24 protein-coding genes, 1 tRNA gene and 1 pseudogene are annotated in these 20783 nt (G+C 70.6%); 20 read left to right on the top strand and 6 right to left on the bottom strand.

Annotated features, from left to right (window positions below; translation table 11 throughout):
• Nucleotides 1-113: 113 nt before the first annotated feature.
• Together ACFZAX_RS03645 and ACFZAX_RS03640 are read left to right on the top strand one after the other, a co-directional pair.
• Entirely contained in the window at nucleotides 114-2534 is a 2421-nt protein-coding gene (locus tag ACFZAX_RS03645) for an AAA family ATPase (protein ID WP_390958726.1), read from the top strand.
• 59 nt (nucleotides 2535-2593) lie between these two features.
• Nucleotides 2594-3088: a hypothetical protein gene (locus ACFZAX_RS03640; RefSeq protein ID WP_390958724.1), complete on the top strand. Its 495-nt coding sequence runs from the start codon at nucleotides 2594-2596 to the stop codon at nucleotides 3086-3088.
• Between the two features lie 503 nt (nucleotides 3089-3591).
• Here ACFZAX_RS03640 and ACFZAX_RS03635 read toward each other — a convergent pair.
• Nucleotides 3592-3792, bottom strand: a complete 201-nt coding sequence (locus ACFZAX_RS03635; RefSeq protein WP_390958722.1) for a hypothetical protein — start codon at nucleotides 3790-3792, stop codon at nucleotides 3592-3594.
• Between the two features lie 35 nt (nucleotides 3793-3827).
• Here ACFZAX_RS03635 and ACFZAX_RS03630 point away from each other — a divergent pair.
• Nucleotides 3828-4182: pseudogene (locus ACFZAX_RS03630) on the top strand (site-specific integrase); the annotation flags it as partial.
• Between the two features lie 252 nt (nucleotides 4183-4434).
• On the opposite strand, the gene ACFZAX_RS03625 reads toward ACFZAX_RS03630, so the two are convergent.
• On the bottom strand, nucleotides 4435-4989 hold the full coding sequence (locus tag ACFZAX_RS03625) for a GNAT family N-acetyltransferase (protein ID WP_390958720.1): 555 nt from the start codon (nucleotides 4987-4989) through the stop codon (nucleotides 4435-4437).
• Complete coding sequence (locus ACFZAX_RS03620) at nucleotides 4986-5759, bottom strand: GntR family transcriptional regulator (protein ID WP_390958718.1); 774 nt, start codon at nucleotides 5757-5759, stop codon at nucleotides 4986-4988. Before ACFZAX_RS03620 ends, ACFZAX_RS03625 begins: the two co-directional genes overlap by 4 nt.
• A 626-nt stretch (nucleotides 5760-6385) precedes the next feature.
• On the opposite strand from ACFZAX_RS03620, the gene ACFZAX_RS03615 reads away from it, so the two are divergent.
• The 16 genes from ACFZAX_RS03615 (at nucleotide 6386) to xerC (ending at nucleotide 18009) form a co-directional block, all read left to right on the top strand.
• Nucleotides 6386-6652 (top strand): DUF6284 family protein, encoded by a 267-nt coding sequence (locus ACFZAX_RS03615; RefSeq protein ID WP_390958717.1) that lies wholly within the window; start codon nucleotides 6386-6388, stop codon nucleotides 6650-6652.
• Complete coding sequence (locus ACFZAX_RS03610) at nucleotides 6649-6963, top strand: DUF6303 family protein (protein ID WP_390958716.1); 315 nt, start codon at nucleotides 6649-6651, stop codon at nucleotides 6961-6963. Before ACFZAX_RS03615 ends, ACFZAX_RS03610 begins: the two co-directional genes overlap by 4 nt.
• Nucleotides 6947-7249, top strand: coding sequence for a DUF6303 family protein (locus tag ACFZAX_RS03605; protein WP_390958715.1), 303 nt, complete (start codon nucleotides 6947-6949; stop codon nucleotides 7247-7249). The genes ACFZAX_RS03610 and ACFZAX_RS03605 overlap by 17 nt, the downstream gene beginning before the upstream one ends.
• On the top strand, nucleotides 7246-8394 hold the full coding sequence (locus ACFZAX_RS03600; protein WP_390958713.1) for a DUF2637 domain-containing protein: 1149 nt from the start codon (nucleotides 7246-7248) through the stop codon (nucleotides 8392-8394). Before ACFZAX_RS03605 ends, ACFZAX_RS03600 begins: the two co-directional genes overlap by 4 nt.
• On the top strand, nucleotides 8391-8744 hold the full coding sequence (locus ACFZAX_RS03595) for an RRQRL motif-containing zinc-binding protein (protein ID WP_390958711.1): 354 nt from the start codon (nucleotides 8391-8393) through the stop codon (nucleotides 8742-8744). The genes ACFZAX_RS03600 and ACFZAX_RS03595 overlap by 4 nt, the downstream gene beginning before the upstream one ends.
• Entirely contained in the window at nucleotides 8741-9154 is a 414-nt protein-coding gene (locus tag ACFZAX_RS03590) for a hypothetical protein (RefSeq protein ID WP_390958710.1), read from the top strand. Before ACFZAX_RS03595 ends, ACFZAX_RS03590 begins: the two co-directional genes overlap by 4 nt.
• Nucleotides 9155-9252: 98 nt before the next feature.
• A complete protein-coding gene (locus tag ACFZAX_RS03585; RefSeq protein ID WP_390958708.1) occupies nucleotides 9253-9627 on the top strand; it encodes a DUF6251 family protein in 375 nt (124 codons plus the stop codon).
• A 13-nt stretch (nucleotides 9628-9640) separates the two neighbouring features.
• Nucleotides 9641-9829, top strand: coding sequence for a hypothetical protein (locus tag ACFZAX_RS03580; protein WP_390958706.1), 189 nt, complete (start codon nucleotides 9641-9643; stop codon nucleotides 9827-9829).
• Nucleotides 9830-9902: 73 nt separating this feature from the next.
• Nucleotides 9903-10241, top strand: coding sequence for a hypothetical protein (locus ACFZAX_RS03575; protein ID WP_390958705.1), 339 nt, complete (start codon nucleotides 9903-9905; stop codon nucleotides 10239-10241).
• Between the two features lie 102 nt (nucleotides 10242-10343).
• Nucleotides 10344-12500, top strand: coding sequence for an ATP-binding protein (locus ACFZAX_RS03570; protein ID WP_390958703.1), 2157 nt, complete (start codon nucleotides 10344-10346; stop codon nucleotides 12498-12500).
• 223 nt (nucleotides 12501-12723) lie between these two features.
• Entirely contained in the window at nucleotides 12724-13005 is a 282-nt protein-coding gene (locus tag ACFZAX_RS03565; protein ID WP_390958701.1) for a hypothetical protein, read from the top strand.
• Between the two features lie 85 nt (nucleotides 13006-13090).
• Nucleotides 13091-13819 (top strand): DNA methylase, encoded by a 729-nt coding sequence (locus tag ACFZAX_RS03560; protein ID WP_390958699.1) that lies wholly within the window; start codon nucleotides 13091-13093, stop codon nucleotides 13817-13819.
• Complete coding sequence (locus tag ACFZAX_RS03555) at nucleotides 13816-14652, top strand: bifunctional DNA primase/polymerase (protein WP_390958697.1); 837 nt, start codon at nucleotides 13816-13818, stop codon at nucleotides 14650-14652. Before ACFZAX_RS03560 ends, ACFZAX_RS03555 begins: the two co-directional genes overlap by 4 nt.
• 2 nt (nucleotides 14653-14654) lie before the next feature.
• The gene (locus ACFZAX_RS03550; protein WP_390958696.1) at nucleotides 14655-16130 is read left to right on the top strand and encodes an ATP-binding protein; all 1476 of its coding nucleotides are present in this window, start codon (nucleotides 14655-14657) and stop codon (nucleotides 16128-16130) included.
• A 427-nt stretch (nucleotides 16131-16557) separates the two neighbouring features.
• Nucleotides 16558-16761 carry an excisionase family DNA-binding protein gene (locus ACFZAX_RS03545; RefSeq protein ID WP_390958694.1) on the top strand — a complete coding sequence of 68 codons (204 nt, stop codon included), beginning with the start codon at nucleotides 16558-16560 and terminating at the stop codon, nucleotides 16759-16761.
• 69 nt (nucleotides 16762-16830) lie between these two features.
• Nucleotides 16831-18009 (top strand): tyrosine-type recombinase/integrase, encoded by a 1179-nt coding sequence (gene xerC / locus ACFZAX_RS03540; RefSeq protein ID WP_390958692.1) that lies wholly within the window; start codon nucleotides 16831-16833, stop codon nucleotides 18007-18009.
• Between the two features lie 85 nt (nucleotides 18010-18094).
• Here the strand turns inward: xerC and ACFZAX_RS03535 are convergent.
• The 3 genes from ACFZAX_RS03535 to ACFZAX_RS03525 form a co-directional block, all read right to left on the bottom strand.
• A tRNA-Pro gene (locus ACFZAX_RS03535) sits at nucleotides 18095-18168 on the bottom strand.
• A 65-nt stretch (nucleotides 18169-18233) separates the two neighbouring features.
• The gene (locus ACFZAX_RS03530) at nucleotides 18234-18983 is read right to left on the bottom strand and encodes a Pr6Pr family membrane protein (protein ID WP_390958690.1); all 750 of its coding nucleotides are present in this window, start codon (nucleotides 18981-18983) and stop codon (nucleotides 18234-18236) included.
• Between the two features lie 274 nt (nucleotides 18984-19257).
• Entirely contained in the window at nucleotides 19258-20196 is a 939-nt protein-coding gene (locus ACFZAX_RS03525; RefSeq protein ID WP_390958688.1) for a metallophosphoesterase, read from the bottom strand.
• Between the two features lie 93 nt (nucleotides 20197-20289).
• Here ACFZAX_RS03525 and ACFZAX_RS03520 point away from each other — a divergent pair, with 93 nt between their 5' ends.
• A complete protein-coding gene (locus ACFZAX_RS03520; protein ID WP_387371286.1) occupies nucleotides 20290-20754 on the top strand; it encodes a GatB/YqeY domain-containing protein in 465 nt (154 codons plus the stop codon).
• Nucleotides 20755-20783 lie beyond the last annotated feature (29 nt).

Here is a 20783-nt window from a genome sequence, read left to right as displayed (position 1 = left end):
GGAACGCTTATCACCAATTCCAGGACATGGGCGACGTGACGTCTGCAAGATCTCGTAGTGAACAGCGTGGCGGCCCGCCGTGCTTTCCGCCTGATCGTGCGAGGAGAACCACCATGGCTGATGACATCCCTCTGCATCAGTTGATCAACGCCCGCCTCGACGCGTCCGAACTGGCGACGGAAGCGGCCGACCTGCTGCGTGGGATGCTTCCGGATCCGCCCCCGGAGAAGACCGGGCGTGCCGGCCCCGTATACCTGCGTTCCATCACCGCGGTGGGCTGGCGGGGCGTCGGACCCGAGACCACGCTCGACCTTCCGCCCGGCCCCGGGCTGACCGTGGTCGCTGGTCGCAACGGCACCGGCAAATCGAGCTTCGCCGAGGCCGCCGAAATGGCGCTGACGGGCCTCAACGCCCGCTGGGACGGGAGCAACGGCAAGCCCCGCACGGTGGTGTGGAAGGAAGGGTGGCGCAATCTGCACAGCCCCGCGGTGTCGTCCGTCTCGGCAGAACTCACGCTCGACGACGTCGGCGCCCCGGTCACCGTGCGCCGCACCTGGTACGGGGAGAAGGTGCACGAGGCGCACACGAAGGTGATCCGCGCGGACGGCACGGAGCAGAAGCTGGAGGAGATCGTCGACGCCTCGGTGCTCTCCCTCTACCGCCCGTTCCTGCCGTACAGCGAGCTGGGGTCGATGGTCGACGGAACACTCAGCTCGCTGCACAACACCCTCGCCCGGTTCGTCGGGCTCGGACAACTCGGCGAGATCGACGACCGGCTCGCGGCCCGCGTCAAGGCGTGCACGGACATCGAGAAGAGGCCCCGCGACCTGAGAACCGCCGCCGTCGAGGCTCTGACCGGGCTCGACGACCAGCGCGCGGTCGAGGCGGCTCGGGCACTCGGCGGACGTACCGCCGACCCCGGTGCCGTACGTGCCCTGCTCGACCGCGACGCGGTCACCGATGCGGGCACCGATGTCCGCCTCCGGGCACTCGCCTCCCTGACCGGCCCCGACGAGCGTGAGCTCGCCGGCGCGTTGGCGCGGCTGCGGGAAGCAGCGGCAGCGGCCGAGGACGCACGGCACTCCGACGCCGAGGACTCCCGGCGGCTCGCCGGGCTGCTGGAGAGCGCCATCGAGCACCGACGCCGCTCACGGAACACCGACTGCCCGCTCTGCGGCACCACGGACCGGCTGGACAAGGCGTGGGCCGACAGCGCGCGCACGGAGATCGAGCGGCTCCGGACGGAGGCGGCCGAAGCGGAGGAAACCCGGCGTTCGCTCGCCCACGAGGTGCGGACCGTACACGATCTGGTGCAGCCGGTCCCCGATCTCCTGCGGGGCGAAGAGTCGGAACTGGCTGGTCTGTGGCACGAATGGACTCGCTGCCGGAGTCTTACCGACGCCACCGAGCTGGCGAACCACGTCGAACGCGTCGCTCCGGCGCTGGGCGCGGCCTGCAGGCAGGTCGGCGAGGAGGCCGCCCGTGCGCTCACCGACCGCAACACCGCCTGGCGGCCCGCGGCCGTGCGGCTCACCGAGTGGCTCGACGCGACGGAGAAGGCCACGGAGGCGGCTGAGCGGCGCAAGGAGGCCAAGGCCGCGCGGGACTGGCTCCGAGTCCTGACGGACGAACTGCGTGACGAGCGGATGGCGAAGTTCGTCGAGCAGTCCCAGGACGTCTGGAAGAAGCTCTGCGAGAGCAGCAGTGTCTCGCTCGGCTCCATCGAGCTGAAGGGCACGGCCGCGCGGGGGAGTGTGCAGCTCGGCGTCTCCGTGGACGACCACGAGGCACCCGCGTACAGCGTGATGAGCCAAGGCGAACTGCACTCGTTGGCGCTCTCGTTGTTCATCCCGCGCGCGACGCACGACGACAGCCCGTTCGGCTTCCTCGTCATCGACGACCCCGTGCAGTCGATGGACACCCGGAAGGTGGAAGGGCTGGCCGCCGTCCTGAGCGACTGTGCCCGCCACCGGCAGGTGGTCGTCTTCACCCACGACTCCCGCCTGGAGGAGGCCATCGCCCACCTCGGCATCGGAGCGACGATCCTCCACATCTCACGCGAAACCGCCTCGGTCGTCTCCGTGAAGAAGAGAAGCGACCCCGTCAAGCAGGCGCTCCAGGAGGTCCGTGACCTCTCCTACGACCAGCACCTGCCCCAGCACGTCGTCGCCCGGGTCATTCCGGCGATGTGCCGACGCGCCCTGGAAGTCGCCTGCGTCGAGACCGCGCGCCGCACACTCCGGGACGACCATGGCCTCGGCATGGCGGAGATCGAGGAGCGAGTCGCCCCGCTCGACCGGACCAAGGAGTACGTGGCCCTGGCGCTGCTCGGAGACGCCTTCCAGAATCCGCAGGCGGCGGTCGAGAGCCTGCACCCCGGAGGGTGGGCCCTGATCGGCGAGCTCAACTCCGGCTCCCACCAGGGACTGCCGACGGTGGACGACCGCAAGCAACTCGTGGCGCGTACGGAGAGGCTGGCCAAGGCGATCATCCGCACCCGTGGAACGGCCGTCCCGCAGGGCGGTGCCCGGTGACGAACGACTCCCGCGCACTCGTATCCGCTGCCGAGACCCTTCTGCAGCCAGGAAAGGGCGTGGCGGGAACGCTCGGCCCCGGCGCACGCGCCCGCGCGGCCGCCATGCTGCTGCGCCTCGCCCTCGACCAGCGGTTGGACGACTTCTGGCGCAAGATCGCCCCCGGCATGACGCGCAACGCCAAGCACCGCATGCTGTGTCTGGAGGAGTACACGGACCGCGAGACCGCCCGGCGATGGCGCCTCACCTGGTCCGCGCTCAGCGGTGTCTGCCACCACCGCGTCTCCGAACTGCCCCCCGTGCCGACCGAGATCCACACACGTCTGCTGGAGGTCAACGCCCTGCTGGACGCACTCGACAGGGCGCCCGCCGACACAGTCACCACCCGTGTCCCGGCTCCAGGGCTTCCGGCCGGCCGTACCACCGCACCGGCGCCGAGTGCCTGCGCACCTCCCCCGAGGGGCCCACGGACGGCCCCCTCCATCCCCAAGCCCGCTCCGCCGCCGGGACACGGAGCCGTACCGGCCGCTCCTCCGGCCACCGGCAACCCGTGACCGTGCCGCCTCGGCGCGCCTGCCGGCCTCCGGGGTTCTCCCGAACGAGTGCATCCACCTCCCCCAACGGATCCCCGTACAGCTGACGTTGTCGGTACGGGCCGCTAGTGTCGCAAGCGCGCGGTCGGCTACGAGGTGTCCAGCTCAGTAGAGAATGGTTTCATCCCCGGCCTGTCCGGGGGCGGCTCGGAGCATCGTCCGAGACCCAACCGACGGTCGGGCATCGCCGATGGCCAGCGGGATGGCCTGCCAGAGCCGACCGCGCCCCACCCTCCGTCGCGGGCATCGATGCGGGCCGATGCGCCGGAACTTCCTGAGCCGTTCGCAGCGCCTGAGCACCCGGAGCTCAGGCGGCACAGCGTGCCGCGCCTCGTGGCCTGGTCCCGGCGGACCGATACCCCGCCGACGGGGGCACATGTCCGGGGGCGAGACCGGTCCTCCATCGGTCGGGGGCCGCTCGCCAGCGTGCTCCCCCCGGCGGCGAGTAGGCGGCGAGTGAGTTGTCAGAACGGCCTGTACGCATCCGGAAGAGTACCGGCCAGCGGGGAGCGTGTAAGCAGCACGTACACGGGGCCATGCGGCGTTTCGGCCTGCAAACTCTCCCACTGATCGAGCTCGTGCGCGCAGTACCGGTGGAGAAGATCGCGAAACTGATCGAACTCCGCGTCGGACAAGGGACCGTCGGGCCGGGCGGGCGTGTCCATGACGCGCAGGCTAGCTGTTCTGCCCCAAGGAGGTTGGTGATCAGTGGCAGGAGTACGGGCTTGTCTTCCCTTAGGCCATGGGGACTGAGCCGGACGCAGCGAACGTACGACGCGAGTTCCGGAAAGTCCTCGCCCGTGTCGCGCTGATGCCTGGTATCGAGCTCAAGCCGCACGAGCGGACCACGAGGGAGACTCGGACGCCCTTCGCTTCGATCCTGTCTGACCGTGACATCCCGCTCGAAGAGATCTTCCGGCTGGTCGGGCACTCCGGCACCGCGGTCACCGAGGAGGTCTACCGGAAGCAGATCCGCCCGGTGATCTGGACCGGGGCCGGCGACGGCCATGGACGGAATCTTCGGCACGCCTCCGCCTCCGGCTCCGGAGCGGTAGTCACGCAGATAGACACGCATGCAGAAACAGGTGAGGCACCTAGGAACGTTCCTAGGCGCCTCACCTGGTGTTTCAGCTGTCGGGGTGGCGGGATTTGAACCCACGACCTCTTCGTCCCGAACGCGATTCGTAGGACCGCTGACGTGGCGACGCACCGGCGGGATGGCTGCATCCGTGGCGGACCCAGTCCGTATCCGTCCGGGAGAGTCTTCCGCCGGTCGCGGAAGTTGGCCCCCCGTTTGGCCCCCCGAATCACAGCACAGGCGACGCCGTCGCGTCCGTGAATCCATGGTCACTAGGTACGGCGGGACGCTGAGCGAGCCAGCCAGAAACCCGGGGTCCGCCGTTCACCGCACCTCCTCCGGTAACGGTGCGCACGTGCCGGAAGCCGTGCCGGAGGTAGTACTGCTGAAGCCCCTCGTTCGCGGTCCACGCGTCGAGCCTCAGCCACACGGCGCCCGCAGCGTGGGCACGCGCACCCGCCCAATCGAGCAGCCGACCGCCAACATCTCGGCCGGCGTATGACCGGCTCACGGTCAGCTTGTTGATGAACATTGAGGGCTCCGCCAGCTCACTCTCCGACCAGAGACCGTCTTCAGCTTCCGGGGTGAGCGTGATGGTCGCGGCCGTGGTCGATCCGTCCATCACCATGAACACCGTGCCGGCCTCGATCGTGGCGAGCAGCCTCTCAGCCGGATAGGGGCGCTGCCACTGATCGGAGCCGAGGGTGGTAAGCCAGCGTGCTGCTTCCTCCCGGAACGCGAGCAGCTTGGCCACATCATCGGGCTGAGCGTCAACGATTCTCACTGAGGCTCACTCTCGCTTCGGGCGGACAAGTCGCCGATCTCGTAGTTCATCCGATTTAGGTCGCCGCGGAACGTCGTGACTGTGCACCGCACCGGGCCCTCATCTGAGTAGCCCGTACGTGTCCACAGAAGGACTGGCACCCCCGCACCGATCTCCAGCAGTCGCGCCTCCTCTGGGGTCGGCATACGGGTCGCGATCTCGTCGAAGTAGCCGATCTGCGAGATCCCCAGGGAGGCCAGGTATCGGGTAGTGCCCTCGGGGATGTCACCTGGTTCGGTGAGTCGTGGCCCCTTCTGTACGAGCCATGCCGGGTAGTGCGTCGCCTGCGTAGACCATGGCACGTCGTCTACGAACCGGTGACAGTGCCGAAGAACTGTCTTTTCTCCGGCGGCCACCAGCAGCCGCTCGGCTGCGTACGCAGGGGCGGGCTGGAGCTCCACGCGGAACGTCTGACTCGGTCGGCGCCCGGCGTTCGTGACATCTGTGTTGTACGCGTCACCGTTCTGCGGGAACGTCAGGTCCTCGAACCGTGATGCGTTCAGCTCGAACACCTCGTGCTTGGTCACCTCGTAGCCGAGCCCCTGGCTGGACGACACGAGCCCCTGAGTGACAAGCAGATTCAGCCCTGATCGCACGGTGTTCCGAGACGCCTCAAACCGGGCTGAAAGGTCGCTCTCGGAGGGCAGCCGCGAGCCCGGCGGATACGTCCCGTTGTCGATCTCGCGACGCAGCGCGTCGGCTACCTGCCTGTACTTCGGCTGCTTGGTCATGCGCCCATCATGACGCACCCGCTCAACTTGTTGGTACATGTGGTCCCCAATCGCTTGACGGCGCCCCACTCGCTGGGGCAGCATCTCCATATCAGCTTGTACCAACAAGTTGAGCAAGCGGTCTATGCCCCTCAAGGCGGGTTGCTTGCGATTCACCCCACCGCCCGGAGGGTCCCGCGAGGGAGTGAGCCCGAAGGAAGCGGCGGTTCCTTTTCAACTGAACAGAGTGCGATTGATTCGACGGGGTGGAAGTCCCCGTCCCTGCGGACGACCAGGTGATGTCGTCGGCGGCCCTTTTGGTGTGCTGGCTCTGGAGAACAGCGTGGCGATCATCCCTCCATCACTGGAGTTCAACGCCTCTGCTGCCACCTCGCGCGCCCCGCCCTGCTGGCGTCAGAGCAGTGACGATGACGCACCGATTTCAGGCTCGGGACTGCTCAGCCGCGCAACGGCTGAGCGGCGAAGCCTGCCGGTTGCCTCCCCCGCCCGTCCGGCCTGTGGGTCGTACGGGCGGGGCTGAGGGGAGCCGGAGCACGCTTCCTGCTTCACCCACCAACGGCGCGGCCCCGGTGTTCGAGCACCGGGGCCGCAGTCGAGCCGTCCACCGACTAGGGAGAAAACGACTCATGCGCACCATCGCTGCACTTCAGAGCCGCGTTACGGCGGCGTCGCTCGACTTCGAGCCGACCGCCGCCGAGCTGGACGCGATCGACGCCGAGATGCCCCTCATCCTCGCCGAGGTCGACTTGCTCGACGCGGAGATCATGACCATCGACCGCACGCCGACCGAGCTGGACGAACGGCGTATCCGCCGGGCCCGCCGGCGCGTGCTCGCCGAGCGCCGCAGCCTCACCAACCGGGCCGGTCTCGGCCAGGCGGGCGGTGCGGCGTGACCACGCCGATGCTGCCCGCGCAGATGTCGAACTCCGGCGGCCGGTGGCACCTGTACGTGCCGCTGACCGGCGAGGAGTGGCCCGCGCACGACTGGAGCCCCACCGCCCCGGTTCCCACCCTCGCCGAGCGGGCGAGGGTGCTGGCCGGTCTCGGCTACGCCGTGGCCGGTGAGTGGACGTGGATCGAGGACAGCGAGGTCTACGGCGACCCGACGACGACGGTGCGGCTCATCGCCACCGCCACCGTCCGGGCCGCCGCCACCGACCCCACGACGTTCAGGAGCGGGGGCCGGCATGGCGCAGCGCTTTGAGGCGTGGATGGCCGAGGGCCTGACCGGGTGGGCCGTGACCGTCGTCATGGTCGGGCGCGTGGAGGGGCTCGGCCCCAGCCACCCCGTCACCCCGTCCGCCCCCTTCGGCGTCCCGACCGAGCCCGTGCGGGCCGACGCGCTCACCGTCCTCGGCTACGTCGCCGAGGACGACGCGGCGTGGTCATCGCGGATGCTCGGCCCGCACAAGGTCTGGTCGATCCCGATCCGCCCGCTCAGCACCGAAGTCCCTGAGGGCCAGATGTCGTTCAGTGAGGGGGAGCGATGAGCATCCTCAACACCCTGACGCCCCGGCAGATCGCTGCGGCTGAGCGGACGTTGTCCGTCGGCACGTGGGGCATCACCGCCGGGGCCGTCGCCTACTCCGTCCTCACCGTCACCCCGTTGGTCGCGCGGGTCACCCCGCCCGGCTGGGAGGTCACGGCTCCCCTGCTGCCGCTCGTCGTGGACGCGGCGGTCATCACGTCCGTGAAACTCGACGCGACGGTCGCCCGGCTCGGCGAGAAGGCCGGCGGGTGGGCGACGCTGCTCCGGTGGATGTCCGGGGCGATGACGCTCGGCCTGAACGTCGGCGACAGCGCGTTGAACGGGGACCCGACCGGGGTCGCTGTTCACGCGGTGATCCCGCTCATCCTGATCGTGATCGCCGATGCCGGACTCGCCTGGCGACGGGCGATCGGACGGGCCGTCGAGCGGATCGAGCGTTCACGGGCCGCCGAGCAGGCAGCCCGTGAACAGAAGGCCGAGACCCGTGAACAGCGGGCCGAAGCCCGTGAACAAGCTGCTCGGCAGGAGCGTGAACAAGCGGCCGAGCGTGAACAGGCGGCCGAGCGTGAACGCGCCGAGCGGGCCGAACGCCTGGAGCGCGAGCGGCTCGACCACGAAGCCCGGCAGGCCCGCGAGGTACGCGAGCACGCAGCCACCATGGCCCGCGAGCAGGCAGAACGGGACGCTGCCGAACGGAAAGCCGCCCGGGAAGCGCAGGAAGCCCGCGATCGCCGCGAGGAAGAGCGGCGTGAACGGGAAGCCCGTCAGACCCGGGAAGCAGAGGATCGTCGTCGCGCCGAAGAGGCGGAAGGCGACCGGGTCGCGGCTCTGGCTGCTGCGGCCCACGAACAGCACACGCAGCCCGTGAACACGACCCATCCGGTCGTGAACACGCATTCGGAATCCGTGAACACGGACGAGGTCGCCATGAACAACGACCGCCCGGCCGTGAACACGGAGGAGCCGGCGACCCCCTCGGCGGGTGACGGCCGACTGTCCGAGCAGGCCGCTCGTGAACACATCGCGGCGGCCGTGAACACGAACCCGGGCGTGACGCTCCGGACGCTCGTCGCCGAGACCGGCTGGTCCCTCGGATGGGTCTCCGCCCGCCGGCAGGAACTCCAGACGGCCGGCGGTGAGCGGTGACCACCGCACCGTTCCCGTCGTACCGGTGGCACCTGGCCCCCGAGGGTCTGGCGACCCGTCGCCAGCTCCGCGCTCTCGGGCTCCGGCCCGGTGGTCAGGACCCGGTCGCGGAGCTTCAGCGTCCGCGCCGGCGGCGGGGGCCGCTGGTCGCCTACCTCTACCGCATCGACCTCGCCCGCCCGGTGAGGCCGATGACCCCCGGGCGGCGGGCCGCACTCGCCAAGGCCATGCTCGCCCGCCGCACTTGCCCGACCTGCCGGACGACCCGGGGCTACTGCATCCCCCGCTCGCTCGGCATGTGCGTCCCCTGCGCCGACAACCCACACGCCACGTCCGGAGGTTCCTTATGAACCGCCCGCCCCTGCCCCGCCCCCTCGCTGATCTGATCTGCCTCGGCCGCGACCTGGCCGAGCGCCCCCGCGAAGTGCTGCTGACCCGCTCCCACCACCAGTGGATGGGCGCGGGCTTCATCGCCACCATCGCCGTTCTCGTCGCCACCGGGACGCCCGGCTTCCCGCCGGTGTCCATGGTCCCCGCACTCGTGCTCGCCGGTCCGAGCTGGGCCCTGGACCTGGCCGGGACCGTCGCCCACGGCCTGTGGGAGACCGGGCGGATCTGGCCGGACGCCGAGTGCGAGTGCTGCGGCGACGACCCCGACGACGGCCACGACGACACCACCCCGGACCATCCGGCCGATGACGGCGGCCTCGCCCACGAGGTCGAGAGCTGGCTCCGCGACCGGACCACCGCACACCGCTGACCAGCACCACCCAGCCCCGGCATACCGCCGTGAGGGCGCCCGATCGACTCGGGCCCGGGGCACGCCCCCCGCACCACCCCGCCCATGGAAGGACCCGCATGGACCAGCATCTCCCCACCACACCCGGCGCGGTGACCGTCGTCCAGCTCCCGGACGGCACCTACACCTACGCCGACACCGCCCACCTGCCCGCCCCGCAGATGGCGCCGCAGCCGATCGTGCAGCACATCCACCAGGCAGCCCCGGACCGCACGGTGCAGCGCATGGCCCTCGGTACCGGGGTCGGCGCCGGCGCCGTGAGCGCGTCGGTGTACTTCGGCCCGATGCTGACCGCCGCGATCACGTCGATGGCCGTCTCCCTGGCCGTCGTCGCTCTGGTCGTCGCCGTCATCGGCTGGACCACGGTGACCATCGTCCGCTCGGTCGGCGGCACGGACGGCAAGGCCGCCGCCAAGACCCTCCGCCGCCGCTGAGCAGGGAGTTCGCATGTTCCAGGCAGGTCAGAAGGTTCGGATCGTCGCGTGCGAGGACGACCCGCGCGCGGTCGGCCGGACCGGACGGATTGTCGATGAAGTGCCGCCCGGTCCGCTGACCGGTGGCCGGTGGACGGTCGCCGGCATCGGCGTCTTCATCGGCCCGGTCCTCGCCCACGCCCACGAGCTGCAGCCGCTCTGACAGCTGCCTGTCCGCCCGGTCACGTACCGGGCGGGCGGGGAGCCGGACAGACCGGCCCCGGAAGGGGATCACCGTGGACCGCACCACCCCCGTCTACAGCTACACCGCCGCCGAGAAGCGCGCCCGCCGAACCCTTTTCATCAGGGGGTTCCGGCAGGCCACCGCCGATTGTCTCGACCCCGCCGTCACCCGCCGGATCGAGGAGATCGACCGGTCCGCCGCCGAGCGCGGCGCCCGCGAGCTCCGCGCTCTCCACGACCTTTTGGCGACCGCCCGGCAGGACGCGGCCACCGCCAAGGCCAAGGAGAAGGCGGCGCCCCGGGCGGAGCGGGACGCCGCCCGGCAGGCCCGCAAGGACGCCGAACAGCGCGTCCGCCTCGCCGAACGGGCCCTGGCCCGCGCCGAACGCTGAACCCCGCACGACCAGCCCCGGCATACCGCCGCGAGGGCGCCGGATCGACTCCGGCCCGGGGCGCTTCCCTGCACCACACCACCCAGCAGGAGACACGCCACCATGAGCGAACAGACCACCACTGTCGTGCCCGAGCAGGCACTCGGGACCGTCCACCACCTCGACGACCACCGCCCCCACACCACCGCCGACCCGCTGCCGGCGGACCTGACCAAGACCACCGCCCCGGACCAGGCCGGTACGCGGCGGGCGCGGGTGATCCGTACCGCCCGCGCCGTCCGTAGGGCCGCCACGCACGAGCGGACCCGGTCAGCGGGGCGGTTCACCGTCCGGCACGGCATGTACGTGGTCGGCGGGGGCCGGATCGTGGCCCGCCGGGCGTGGGAGGGCCGCACCGCCGCCCGCTACGAACGGATGTTGCGCGCGGCGGAAGCCACGGGGAACCTCGACCTCGCCACCGAGTGGGAGGAGCGCGGGCAGAAGTTCCGGGCCGCTCGCCACCAGCGGCGCATGGACCTGCTCACCGCCCCGGTCAAGGCGGCCAAGAGCGCGCTTGCCGGACTCGGCATCACCGCCGGCGGTGCCCTGCTCCTCGGCATCATCCTCGCCGTCGCCAACGAGAACATCGCCGACGTCGCCACCCCGACGCTGGCGCTGATCGAGCTGGTGCGGTGGATCGTCGCCATCATCGCCGTCGTGTGGGGGCCGCTGGTCACCCTCGGCCCGTGGGCCGCGCTCCTCGCCCTGTGGGGCGTGGGCCGTCACCAGCAGGCCGCACCCCAGTGGGCGCTCCCCGCACGCGACCGTGACGCCGAGGGCACCCCGATCACCCCGTCGATCGTGGTCACCGCGATGCGGGACCTGGGCGTCTCCGCGCTGAAGAAGGCCATCAAGGAGATGGGCGACGTCGGGGCGCAGATGCTCAGTCCGATCACGATCGCCGGGTGCGGTGTCGAAGTGGACGTTCACCTGCCGTCCGGGGTGTCGACCGAGGAGATCCAGGGCCGCCGCCGCAAGTTGGCGGAGAACCTGAACCGGCACGAGCACGAGGTGTTCATCACGATCCCGCCGTCGCCGCGCACGGTCCGCCTGTGGATCGCGGACAGCGGGGCGCTGGACTCGCCGATCGGCCCGTCGCCGCTGGTCACCGACCCGGACGTCAAGGCCGACTACAAGTCGGGGCGGGCGCCGTGGGGTCAGGATCTGCGCGGGGACGCGGCGATGGTCAGCCTGTTCCAGCGGATGCTGCTGATCACCGGCCTGTCCAACCAGGGCAAGACGGCATCGCTGCGGGCGCTGGCGTTGTGGCTGGCGTTCGACCCGACCGTCGAGTTCCGGATCGGCGATCTCAAGGGTGTGGGCGACTGGGGCATGTTCGAGGGGCTGGCGTCCGTCCTGATCCAGGGGCCGACCGATGACCACGTGCTGGCCGTGACCGAGATGGTCGAGAGCGCCGTACAGGAGATGAACCGGCGCCTGGTCGCCCCGGTGGGCGAGACGCACGCCCCGCTGGTCGTCGTCGTGGACGAAGCGCAGGTCGCCTACGGGTCCGGGGCCGTCGACAAGAACAAGGTCCCGCTCGGCGGGGCGAAGGCGACGTCCCGGTACTTCCGGGCGGTCAAGGCGATCCACGACCAGGGGCGGGCGGTCAACGTCACTACCTGGGAAGGCACCCAGGACCCGACGAACGAGAACCTGCCCAAGCGGTCCCGCGAGGGCAACCACATCCGCTCATCCCTCGTGCTGGGCACCGAGTCGCAGGCGCGCATGGCGGTCGGTGACGCGGCGATCGACGGCGGTGCCGCACCCCACAAGCTCCGCCAGGGTCTGGACAAGGGCACGGTCGTCGTCGCCGGCGACGGCATCAAGCTCAGCCCCGGGCAAACGTCGGTGACCGTGCGCACGCACTACATCGACACCAAGCAGGCCGCCGAGATCGCGACCCGCGCCAAGGCGGTGCGCGACGGGGTCACGACCCTGACCGCCGTCGACCACACCCCGGACCGGGACGCGCTGGCCGACATCATGACCGTCCTCGGCGACGCCCCACGGCTCCTCACTCAGGACGTCCTCAAGCGCCTCGCGGTCCTGGACACGACGTACGACGAGTGGTCGTTCCTCGACCTCAAGCAGGCCCTCGACGGCACCGGTGCCGAGCCCTACAAGTCCGACGGGCGTATGAGCATCGCCCGGGACCGCCTCGCCCGCCACCTCGCCACCCGCGACGACACCGAGGGTTCCGTTTCCGCCGCTGAGTAGAGGGAGGCACCCCCACCAGCGGCAGGGAGGCAGGGAGAACTCCCTAACCCCCTCCCTGACCCGCCTCCCTGGGGTTGACCTGCGTAAACGATCTGCCAGGGAGGCAGGGAGGCGCCGCAGGTCAGACCCCCGAAACCCCCGCCACAGCCCACCCGGCAGGGGGTGCCTCCGCCTCCCTGCCCGACCGCACCGCTCATTCCGTATCCGCCCCGGAAGGACACCCATGAACCCCAGGATGGCCGCCAAATTCGACGGCATTCGCGTCAGCTTCACCGGCGAAGAGGGCGCGATGCTCGCCCTCGGCCACCACCCCACCGACCGCGTCATCGCGGCCTTCCTCCAGCTCGGCGACGACCCCACCATCACTGCCGCCGACCTCACCCCGTGGATCGCCGAGGGGTGGGCCGTCTTCACCGAGGACCCCGACCCCGACTACCAGTGGACGGCCACTGAGGCCGCCAGGGGCACCCCCGGCGCGGTGGCCGTCACGATCCTCCACGCCTAGCTACGCCGAGGGCGGCCCCCTCTCACGCCAATGAACCGGGGCCGCCCTCGTCTGCCAGCACTCACGAGAACTGGAGACACCCAGCATGACCCAACCCACCGACATCCGGCGAGTGCCCGCCCACCGGCCGCGCCTGCTGGACCTCTTCTGCTGCGCCGGCGGCGCGGCCATGGGCTACCAGAGGGCAGGGTTCGAGGTGACCGGCGTGGACATCGCAGACCGCCCGAACTACCCCTTCCCCGTGCACCGGGCCGACGCGCTCGCGCACCTCGCCGCCCTCACCGCGTCCGGGGAAATCCGCCAGTACGCGGCCGTGCACGCCTCCCCGCCCTGCCAGGCCGGATGCGCCCTCACCGTGGGCACCAACCGGTCGCGCGGGTGGGGGCGCGAGCACGTCCAGCTCATCCCCGAACTCCGCACCCTTCTGGACGCGTCCGGCCTGCCGTACGTCATCGAGCAGCCGAACGGCAAGGCGCCTGTCCGCCCGGACCTGAAGCTGTGCGGGGAGATGTTCGGGCTCGGTGTCCTCCGTCATCGGGTGTTCGAGTTGGGCGGCGGCTGGACCGTCTCCCAGCCCGCACACCGCCCGCACCGGGGGTACGTGCGCGGCTACCGGCACGGCGTCTACCGCGACGGCCCGTACGTCGCCGCGTACGGCGCCGGCGGCGGCAAGGCCACCATCTCGGAAATGCAGACCGCGATGGGCATCACGTGGACCGACGTGCGCGAGGAGCTCACCGAGGCCATCCCGCCCGCGTACACCGAGCTGATCGGGCGGGCCCGCCTCGCCGCCGCGCGGGCGGTGGCGGCATGAGCGCCCTCCTGACCGCCGCCCTCGACCTGGCCGCCCGTGGGGTGCCGGTCCTGCCCCTGCGGGCCGGAAAGCTGCCATTCGGCAACTGCCCCGCCTGCAAGGGCAGCGCATGCGGCGACCGGCCGAACATGGTGGCCGCCGGACCGTGCGCCTGCCCCCGCCCCTGCCACGCGTGGGCCGCCGCCACCACCGACCCGGCCACCCTCACCTCCCCGGCATGGTCGCGGGCGTGGGCGCAGGCGCAGGCCGTCGCCTACCACCCCGGCGGCGGCGGGCTCACCGTCGTGGACCTCGACCACGCCGAAGCAGTCGCCTGGGCCCGCGAGCACCTGCCCGCGACCCGGACCGTGCCCACGACCCGGGGCCAGCACTGGATCTACCGGGGCACCATGCAGTCCTCGAACGGCGTCCGGGACGGCATCGACATCAAGTCCGCGATGTCCTACGCCCGGTGGCTCGGCCCCGGGGCCGGCATGATGACCGCCCTGCCCGATGTGGTGCGCGCCCTGCTCGCGGACAAGCCACGGCCCGTTCCGGCCGTGCGCACCGTCACGGTGTCCGCGCCGGCCGGCGGCGGGCAGTGCCCCCACCGCACGCCCACCTACCTCGCCCGGGGCATTGCCATGGCCGAACAGCGCATCACCGGGGCAACCAGCGCCATCCACGCCACGGTCTACGCCACGTTCCTCGCGGTGCTGTCCGCCCACGGCCGGTGCGGCTGCCTCACCGACTCCCACGTCGGGCAGTTGTTCGCCGCCGCGCAGACCAAGGGCGAGTCCGTCCGGCACTGCACCGACGCATGGGCCAACGCCCTCACACGGTTGGGACTCTGACCATGTCCGACGACGAGAAGAACTCCGGCCGCGAGGTCATCACCGAGTATGCGCAGTCGCATTTCCGGTATTTCCGCACCGCCGACGGAACCGTCTACGCCCAGAAGAACGGACACCCCGTCGCCCGTCCGATCCGCTCCCAGGGCACCACCGGCAGCCACCGCCAGGAACTCATGGTCGGGCTTTACCGCGACGGGCGCGGCGTGTTCAACGGCTCCGCCCTGAAAGAGGCGCTGGACCTGATCGAGGCGCTGGCGCTGACCGAGAACGTCCAGCCGGTACACATCCGCGTCGCTCCCGGGTTCGACGGGGCGACGTGGCTGGACCTCGGCCGCGACGACGGGAAGTCCGTCCGCATCCACCCCACCGGGTGGGACATCACCGTGCCCGACCCGCGCGAGGTCTGCTGGCGGCGCACGCAGCTCACCGGGGAACTCCCATTGCCGGCGAAGGACACGGCGGAGAAGGGCATCGATCTGCTGCTACGGCTGACGAACTTCGCCGGCGCGGACACCGAGTGCCTGGCCCTCGCCTGGCTGGTCGGCTGCCTCGGCCCGTCCGTCCCCGTCCCCGCACCGTTCCTCACCGGGCCGCAGGGCGCGGGAAAGTCCACCGGGGGCCGGATGCTCGTGCGCATCGTGGAAGGCATGAGCGGCGACCTACGCCGGGCCCCGAAAGACGAGGAGAACCTGATCGCGGCCGTCGCCGCAGGGTGGGTCACCGCCCTGGACAACCTGTCCCACATGACGCCGGACCTGTCCGACGCCATGTGCTGCATCGTCACCGGAGCCGAGAGCGTCAAAAGGGCCCTGTTCACCGACGGGGACGTGCACCGGGCCCGCTACCGCCGTCCCCTGCTGCTGACCGGCATCGACGTGGGCGTCATCCGCCCCGACCTCGCCGAACGGCTGCTGCCCCTGCGTCTGGAGCGGCCCAGCGTCCGGCGGACCGAAGCGGAGCTGTGGACCGAGTTCGAAGAGGCGCTCCCGGTGATCCTCGGCTCCCTCCTCGACCTCACCGTCAAGGTCCGGGCCGCCGAAGCGGAGACGCCAACCGATCTGCGCATGGCGGACTTCGCCCACCTGTGCGCCCAACTCGACGCCGCGACCAGCCTCGGAGCGCTCCCCGCGTACCGGGCCAGCCTGGACGACCTCAACGACGACGTGATCGAAGGCGATCTCCTCGCGCAGACGGTTCTTCAGCACGCCGCGACCCTCGACCCCTGCACTGAACAGCGAATGACATCCACTGAATGGCTGCACGCCCTGAGCCGCCTCTACAGCGGCGATGAGCTGCGCCCCCTACCTAAAGGGTGGCCGACGACCGGAAAGGTGCTCTCCGACCGCCTCAAGCGCCTCCAGCCCGTGTTGGCGGCCCGGGGGGTCCTCATCGACTCCGGCCGCAACTTCGCGGGCCGGTACCTCGAAATGGCCCGCCACGTCGCCCCGCCGCCGAGCAGCCAGCCGGAAATGTTCTGACCACAAGCCCGGTCACCGGGACAAGCAAGAGGAGCACGGCGGCGAGGCGTGCTCCTCTTGCTGTTCGGCGAAGCCGCCCAATGGTCGCGCCGCGCAGCGGCCCCTCTTTCACGCTCTGAGAGCCACCGAGCTACTACAGACGCCCTCTCTTTTCCTAAGAGGGAAGGCGCTGCGTCATGTGCGTCATGCGGACGGAAAAACAGCCTCTGAGCTGTGACTACAAGCATGACGCAGACGGCCGATCCTGCGTCATGCCTGCGTCATGTGCGTCATGGGTTCGTCATGCCATGACGCACGTCATGACGGACCCATGACGCACACCTAAACCGCTGCGTCATGCGAAACCGCAGGTCAGAGGCTCGCATGACGCACATGACGCAATGACGCAGAAATCCGCACCTCGGACAGACATCGCCCCGGGAGACCCATGTCCGCATCGACTGTCTCGGCACCCGCACCCCGACTTCTCGCGGTGGAAGAAGCTGCCGTCGTACTCAGCCTCGGTCGCTCCATGACCTTCGAGGAGATCCGGCGGGGACGACTCCGCACCGTCAGGTCCGGCCGCCGGCGTCTCGTTCCGACCGAGTACATCGAGGAGTACATCGAACTGCTCAAGCGCGAATCCGCCTGACGAACAGCGACAACCACGAGGCCGCGCCGCTCACCACGGCGCGGCCTCACCCATGGAAGGACCACCAGCGTGAGCACCGAATCGAAGCCGTCCCGCAAGGCTGGACACGGCGAGGACACGATCTACTGGGATGCCAAGAAGAACCGGTTCGTAGGAGCCGTGTCCCTCGGTTACGCCCCGGACGGGCGGCGGCTGCGGCCCAAGGTCTCCGGCAAGACCAAGACCGAGGTGCGCGCCAAGATCCGTGAACTGAAGAAGGAGTTGGAGGCCGGCGTACGGACCCCCGCCAACTACACGGTCGCCAACGCCGTGAACGACTGGCTGGAGCGCGGTCTCAAAGGGCGCGACGAACAGACCGTGGGCAAGAATCGCACGCTCGCGACCAAGCACCTGATCCCGTTCATCGGCCGCGCAAAGCTGAAAGATCTCAGCGCCGACGACGTGGACGACTGGCTGACCGGTCGGTCCGAGGTCGTAGCCACCCGGACGCTCCGAGACATCCTCGCCGTGCTCCGGCGCTCGATCGAGCATGCGCAGCGACGGGACAAGGCGGTGCGCAACGTTGCCGCACTCGTCACCGTCCCCGAGGGCCTGGCCGGGCGACCGAGCAAGGCGCTGAACCTGGAACAGGCCAAGGCTGTCTTGCTGGCTGCTCGCGGGTCCCGGCTGTACGCCTACCTCGTGCTGTCGCTTCTGAGCGGAGTGCGTACGGAGGAGGCTCGCCCGCTCACCTGGGACCACGTCTTTCTCGCGACGGACAGGGAGATCCCGCCGCACGTCGCGGTGTGGCGGTCGGTCCGGCGGCACGGGGAGACCAAGACCCGCAAGAGCCGGCGGACGATCGCTCTGCCGAAGCAGGTGGTGGAAGTCCTCGAAGAACACCAGCGGTGGCAGAAGCAGGAGCGGGCGTCCCACGGGATCGACTGGAGCCCGGCGGGTCGCGTCTTCACCACCAGGAGCGGTGAGCCGCTCGACGCCGCCAACGTGCGCCGCGACTTCCGGGCCATCGTGGTGAAGGCCGGCCTTGAGCCGGAGTGGACACCGCGCGAGCTCCGGCACAGCTTCGTGTCGCTGCTCTCGGACCACGGCATCCCGCTGGAGCGGATCGCGATGCTCGTGGGGCACAGCAGTCAGGCGACGACGGAGGCGGTGTACCGCAAACAACTCCGCCCCGTGATCACGCAGGGCGCGGAAGCCATGGACGAGATCTTCGGATTCGCCCCCGGCTCGGGTGACGGCGAGGCCTGATCAAAAGCCTTTGGCCCCCTGTTTGGCCCCCCGGGGCATGAAAGAGGCCCATTCGCGATCAAGCGAATGGGCCTCTGACCAGCTGTCGGGGTGGCGGGATTTGAACCCACGACCTCTTCGTCCCGAACGAAGCGCGCTGCCAAGCTGCGCTACACCCCGATGTCCACCGGTCTCCCGGCGACATCGATAACTCTAGCCCACCCACGCCCGGAGGCGAAATCCGGTTACCGACGGGGCCCGGTCCGCTGTCGGAGCTGGTGCCTGGGGCGGGGGCGCACGTGGTCCAGGGCGATGAGCAGGGAGGCGAGGACGACGAGGAGCAGGGAGAGGGCGAAGGCGTGGGCGAGGACCTCCGAGTAGCCGTAGGTGTCCACGTCCAGGAAGGGGTACGGGTAGCGGGGGGCGGCATCGGGGGAGAGCAGGGTCCCCCGGGCCAGGACGAAGCCCAGGTAGGCCAGGGCGCAGAACATCCAGAGCGGCAGGAAGCGCAGGCGCAGCACTCGGGCCGGGGTCAGCAGGAGCCAGTCGAGGGCCACGGCCACGGGCAGGTCCGTGTGCAGCAGCTGTTCCGCGACGGCGCGGGCGCCCGTGGCCGGAGCGGCGGGGGTGCCGGTGGCCGAGTAGCCGAAGCTGTTGTCGGTCAGGATCAGGTGGTAGGCCAGGCCGATGATCACCGCGACGAGGAGGACGCCGCCCGTCAGCTGCGGGGCCACCGGTCCCCGGCCCGTCCATGAGCGGAACGCGGACCAGCCGAAGACCCCGGCGATCAGGAGGTTCGCCTGGAAGGTGAACCGGCTCAGCAGCTCCAGCGGCGCACCGGTGGTCGCCAGCTCGATCGTGAGGCCGCAGATCGCCGCCGTGCACACCAGCACCCGGAGCACGGCGGCGGTACGACGCGGGGTGCGGGTGCCCCGCAGGAACGCGTCCTCGGCCCGGGGCCTGGGCAGCGTCGCGGTTTTCGGGGCGGCGGTCATGGCCTCACCGTAAAGGCGGGGTTCCCGGCCCGCGATTCATCCGTGGCGGATGGGCCCACGCCGGTCGAGCGGTCCGCGGCGGGCGGGCCGGGCGACGGCGGAAGACGGCTCGGGCCCACCCCCCCCAGCCGTCGGGGCCTGCCGCCGTCGGAGCCCCCCAGCCGTCGGAGCCGGCCGCCGTCGGAGCCCGCCACCGTCGCCGGAGCCCGCCACCGTCTCGGAGCCGGCCGCCGTCCTCGAAACCCGCCGCCGTCGGGATCGGTCCTCGCGCGCCTCAGGTCCGCGCGGTGAGGGTGAGCAGGGTGGCTTCCGGGGGGCAGGCGAAGCGGACCGGGGTGTAGCGGTTCGTGCCGCAGCCGGCCGAGACGTGGAGGTAGGACCGGTTTCCGTCGGCCGTGTGGCTGGAGAGGCCCTTCACCCGGTCCGTGTCCAGGTCGCAGTTGGTGACCAGCGCGCCGTAGAAGGGGATGCAGAGCTGCCCGCCGTGCGTGTGACCGGCCAGGATCAGCGGGTAGCCGTCCTTCGTGAACGCGTCGAGCGAGCGCAGGTACGGCGCGTGGACCACGCCGATGGAGAGGTCGGCGCCCGTCTCGGGGCCGCCGGTGACCTCGGCGTACCGGTCACGCTTGATGTGGGGGTCGTCCAGGCCGGTGAACGCGATGTCCAGGCCGTCGAGCTTCAGCCGGCCCCGGGTGTTGGAGAGGCCGATCCACCCCGCGTCGTCGAAGGCGTCGCGCATCGGCTCCCACGGGTTGTGGACCACGTTCGTCGCAGGGGCGTTCCCGTTGAGCCCGTGCTTGCCCGCCGCCTTCTCCTTGAGGTAGCGCACCGGGTTGCGGAGCTTGGGGCCGTAGTAGTCGTTCGAGCCGAAGACGTACACGCCGGGGAGCTCCATGAGGGGCCCCAGCGCGTCCAGCAGCTCGGGCACCGCCTCGGGGTCCGAGAGGTTGTCGCCGGTGTTGACGACGAAGTCCGGGCGGAGCCCTGCCAGGGACTGGAGCCAGGCGCGCTTCTTGCGCTGGCCGCTGACCATGTGGACGTCCGAGATCTGGAGTACGCGCAACGGGCGTGCCCCGGGCGGAAGTACCGGGACTGTCACCCGGCGGAGGCGGAACGAGCGGGCCTCGAATCCTGCGGCGTAGGCGAGGCCGGCGACGCCGACCGCCGCACCGGTCGCAGCGACTTTCAGGGGAACTCCGTAGCGTGCGCGCATGCGCCCATCGTCGCAGACCCCGCCCGGCCGGGGTCCGGCGGCGGCGGGAAAACAAACGGGCACCCGGGACCGCGTACCTGACACAATCAAGTCATGACCACGCTCAAGTCCAAGCTCAAGGAAGACCTCACCACCGCCATGAAGGCGCGCGACGAGCTGACCTCGTCCACCCTTCGGCTGACCCTCACCGCGATCACCAAGGAGGAGGTGAGCGGGAAGACCGCTCGCGAACTCTCCGACGACGAGGTGCAGAAGGTCATCGCCAAGGAGGCGAAGAAGCGCCGCGAGGCGGCGGAGGCGTTCGCCCAGGGCGGCCGGACGGAGCAGGCCGAGCGCGAGAAGGCCGAGGGCGAGCTGCTCGACGCCTACCTGCCCAAGCAGCTCTCCGACGAGGAGCTCGACGCGATCGTCGGCTCCGCCGTGGCGGAGGCGAAGGCCGCCGGTGCCGAGGGCCCGCGCGCCATGGGCGCCGTGATGAAGATCGTCAGCCCGAAGGTCGCGGGTCTCGCCGAGGGCGGCCGGGTCGCCGCCGCGGTGAAGAAGTCCCTCGCGGGCTGAGCCCCGGGGGCTGGGCCCTGAACGCATGA

The sequence above is a fragment of the Streptomyces sp. NPDC008125 genome (genome assembly GCF_042957125.1).
GTDB lineage: Bacteria > Actinomycetota > Actinomycetes > Streptomycetales > Streptomycetaceae > Streptomyces.
Note: the sequence above shows the minus strand (reverse complement) of the source record. Positions and strands in the feature narration are given on the sequence as shown.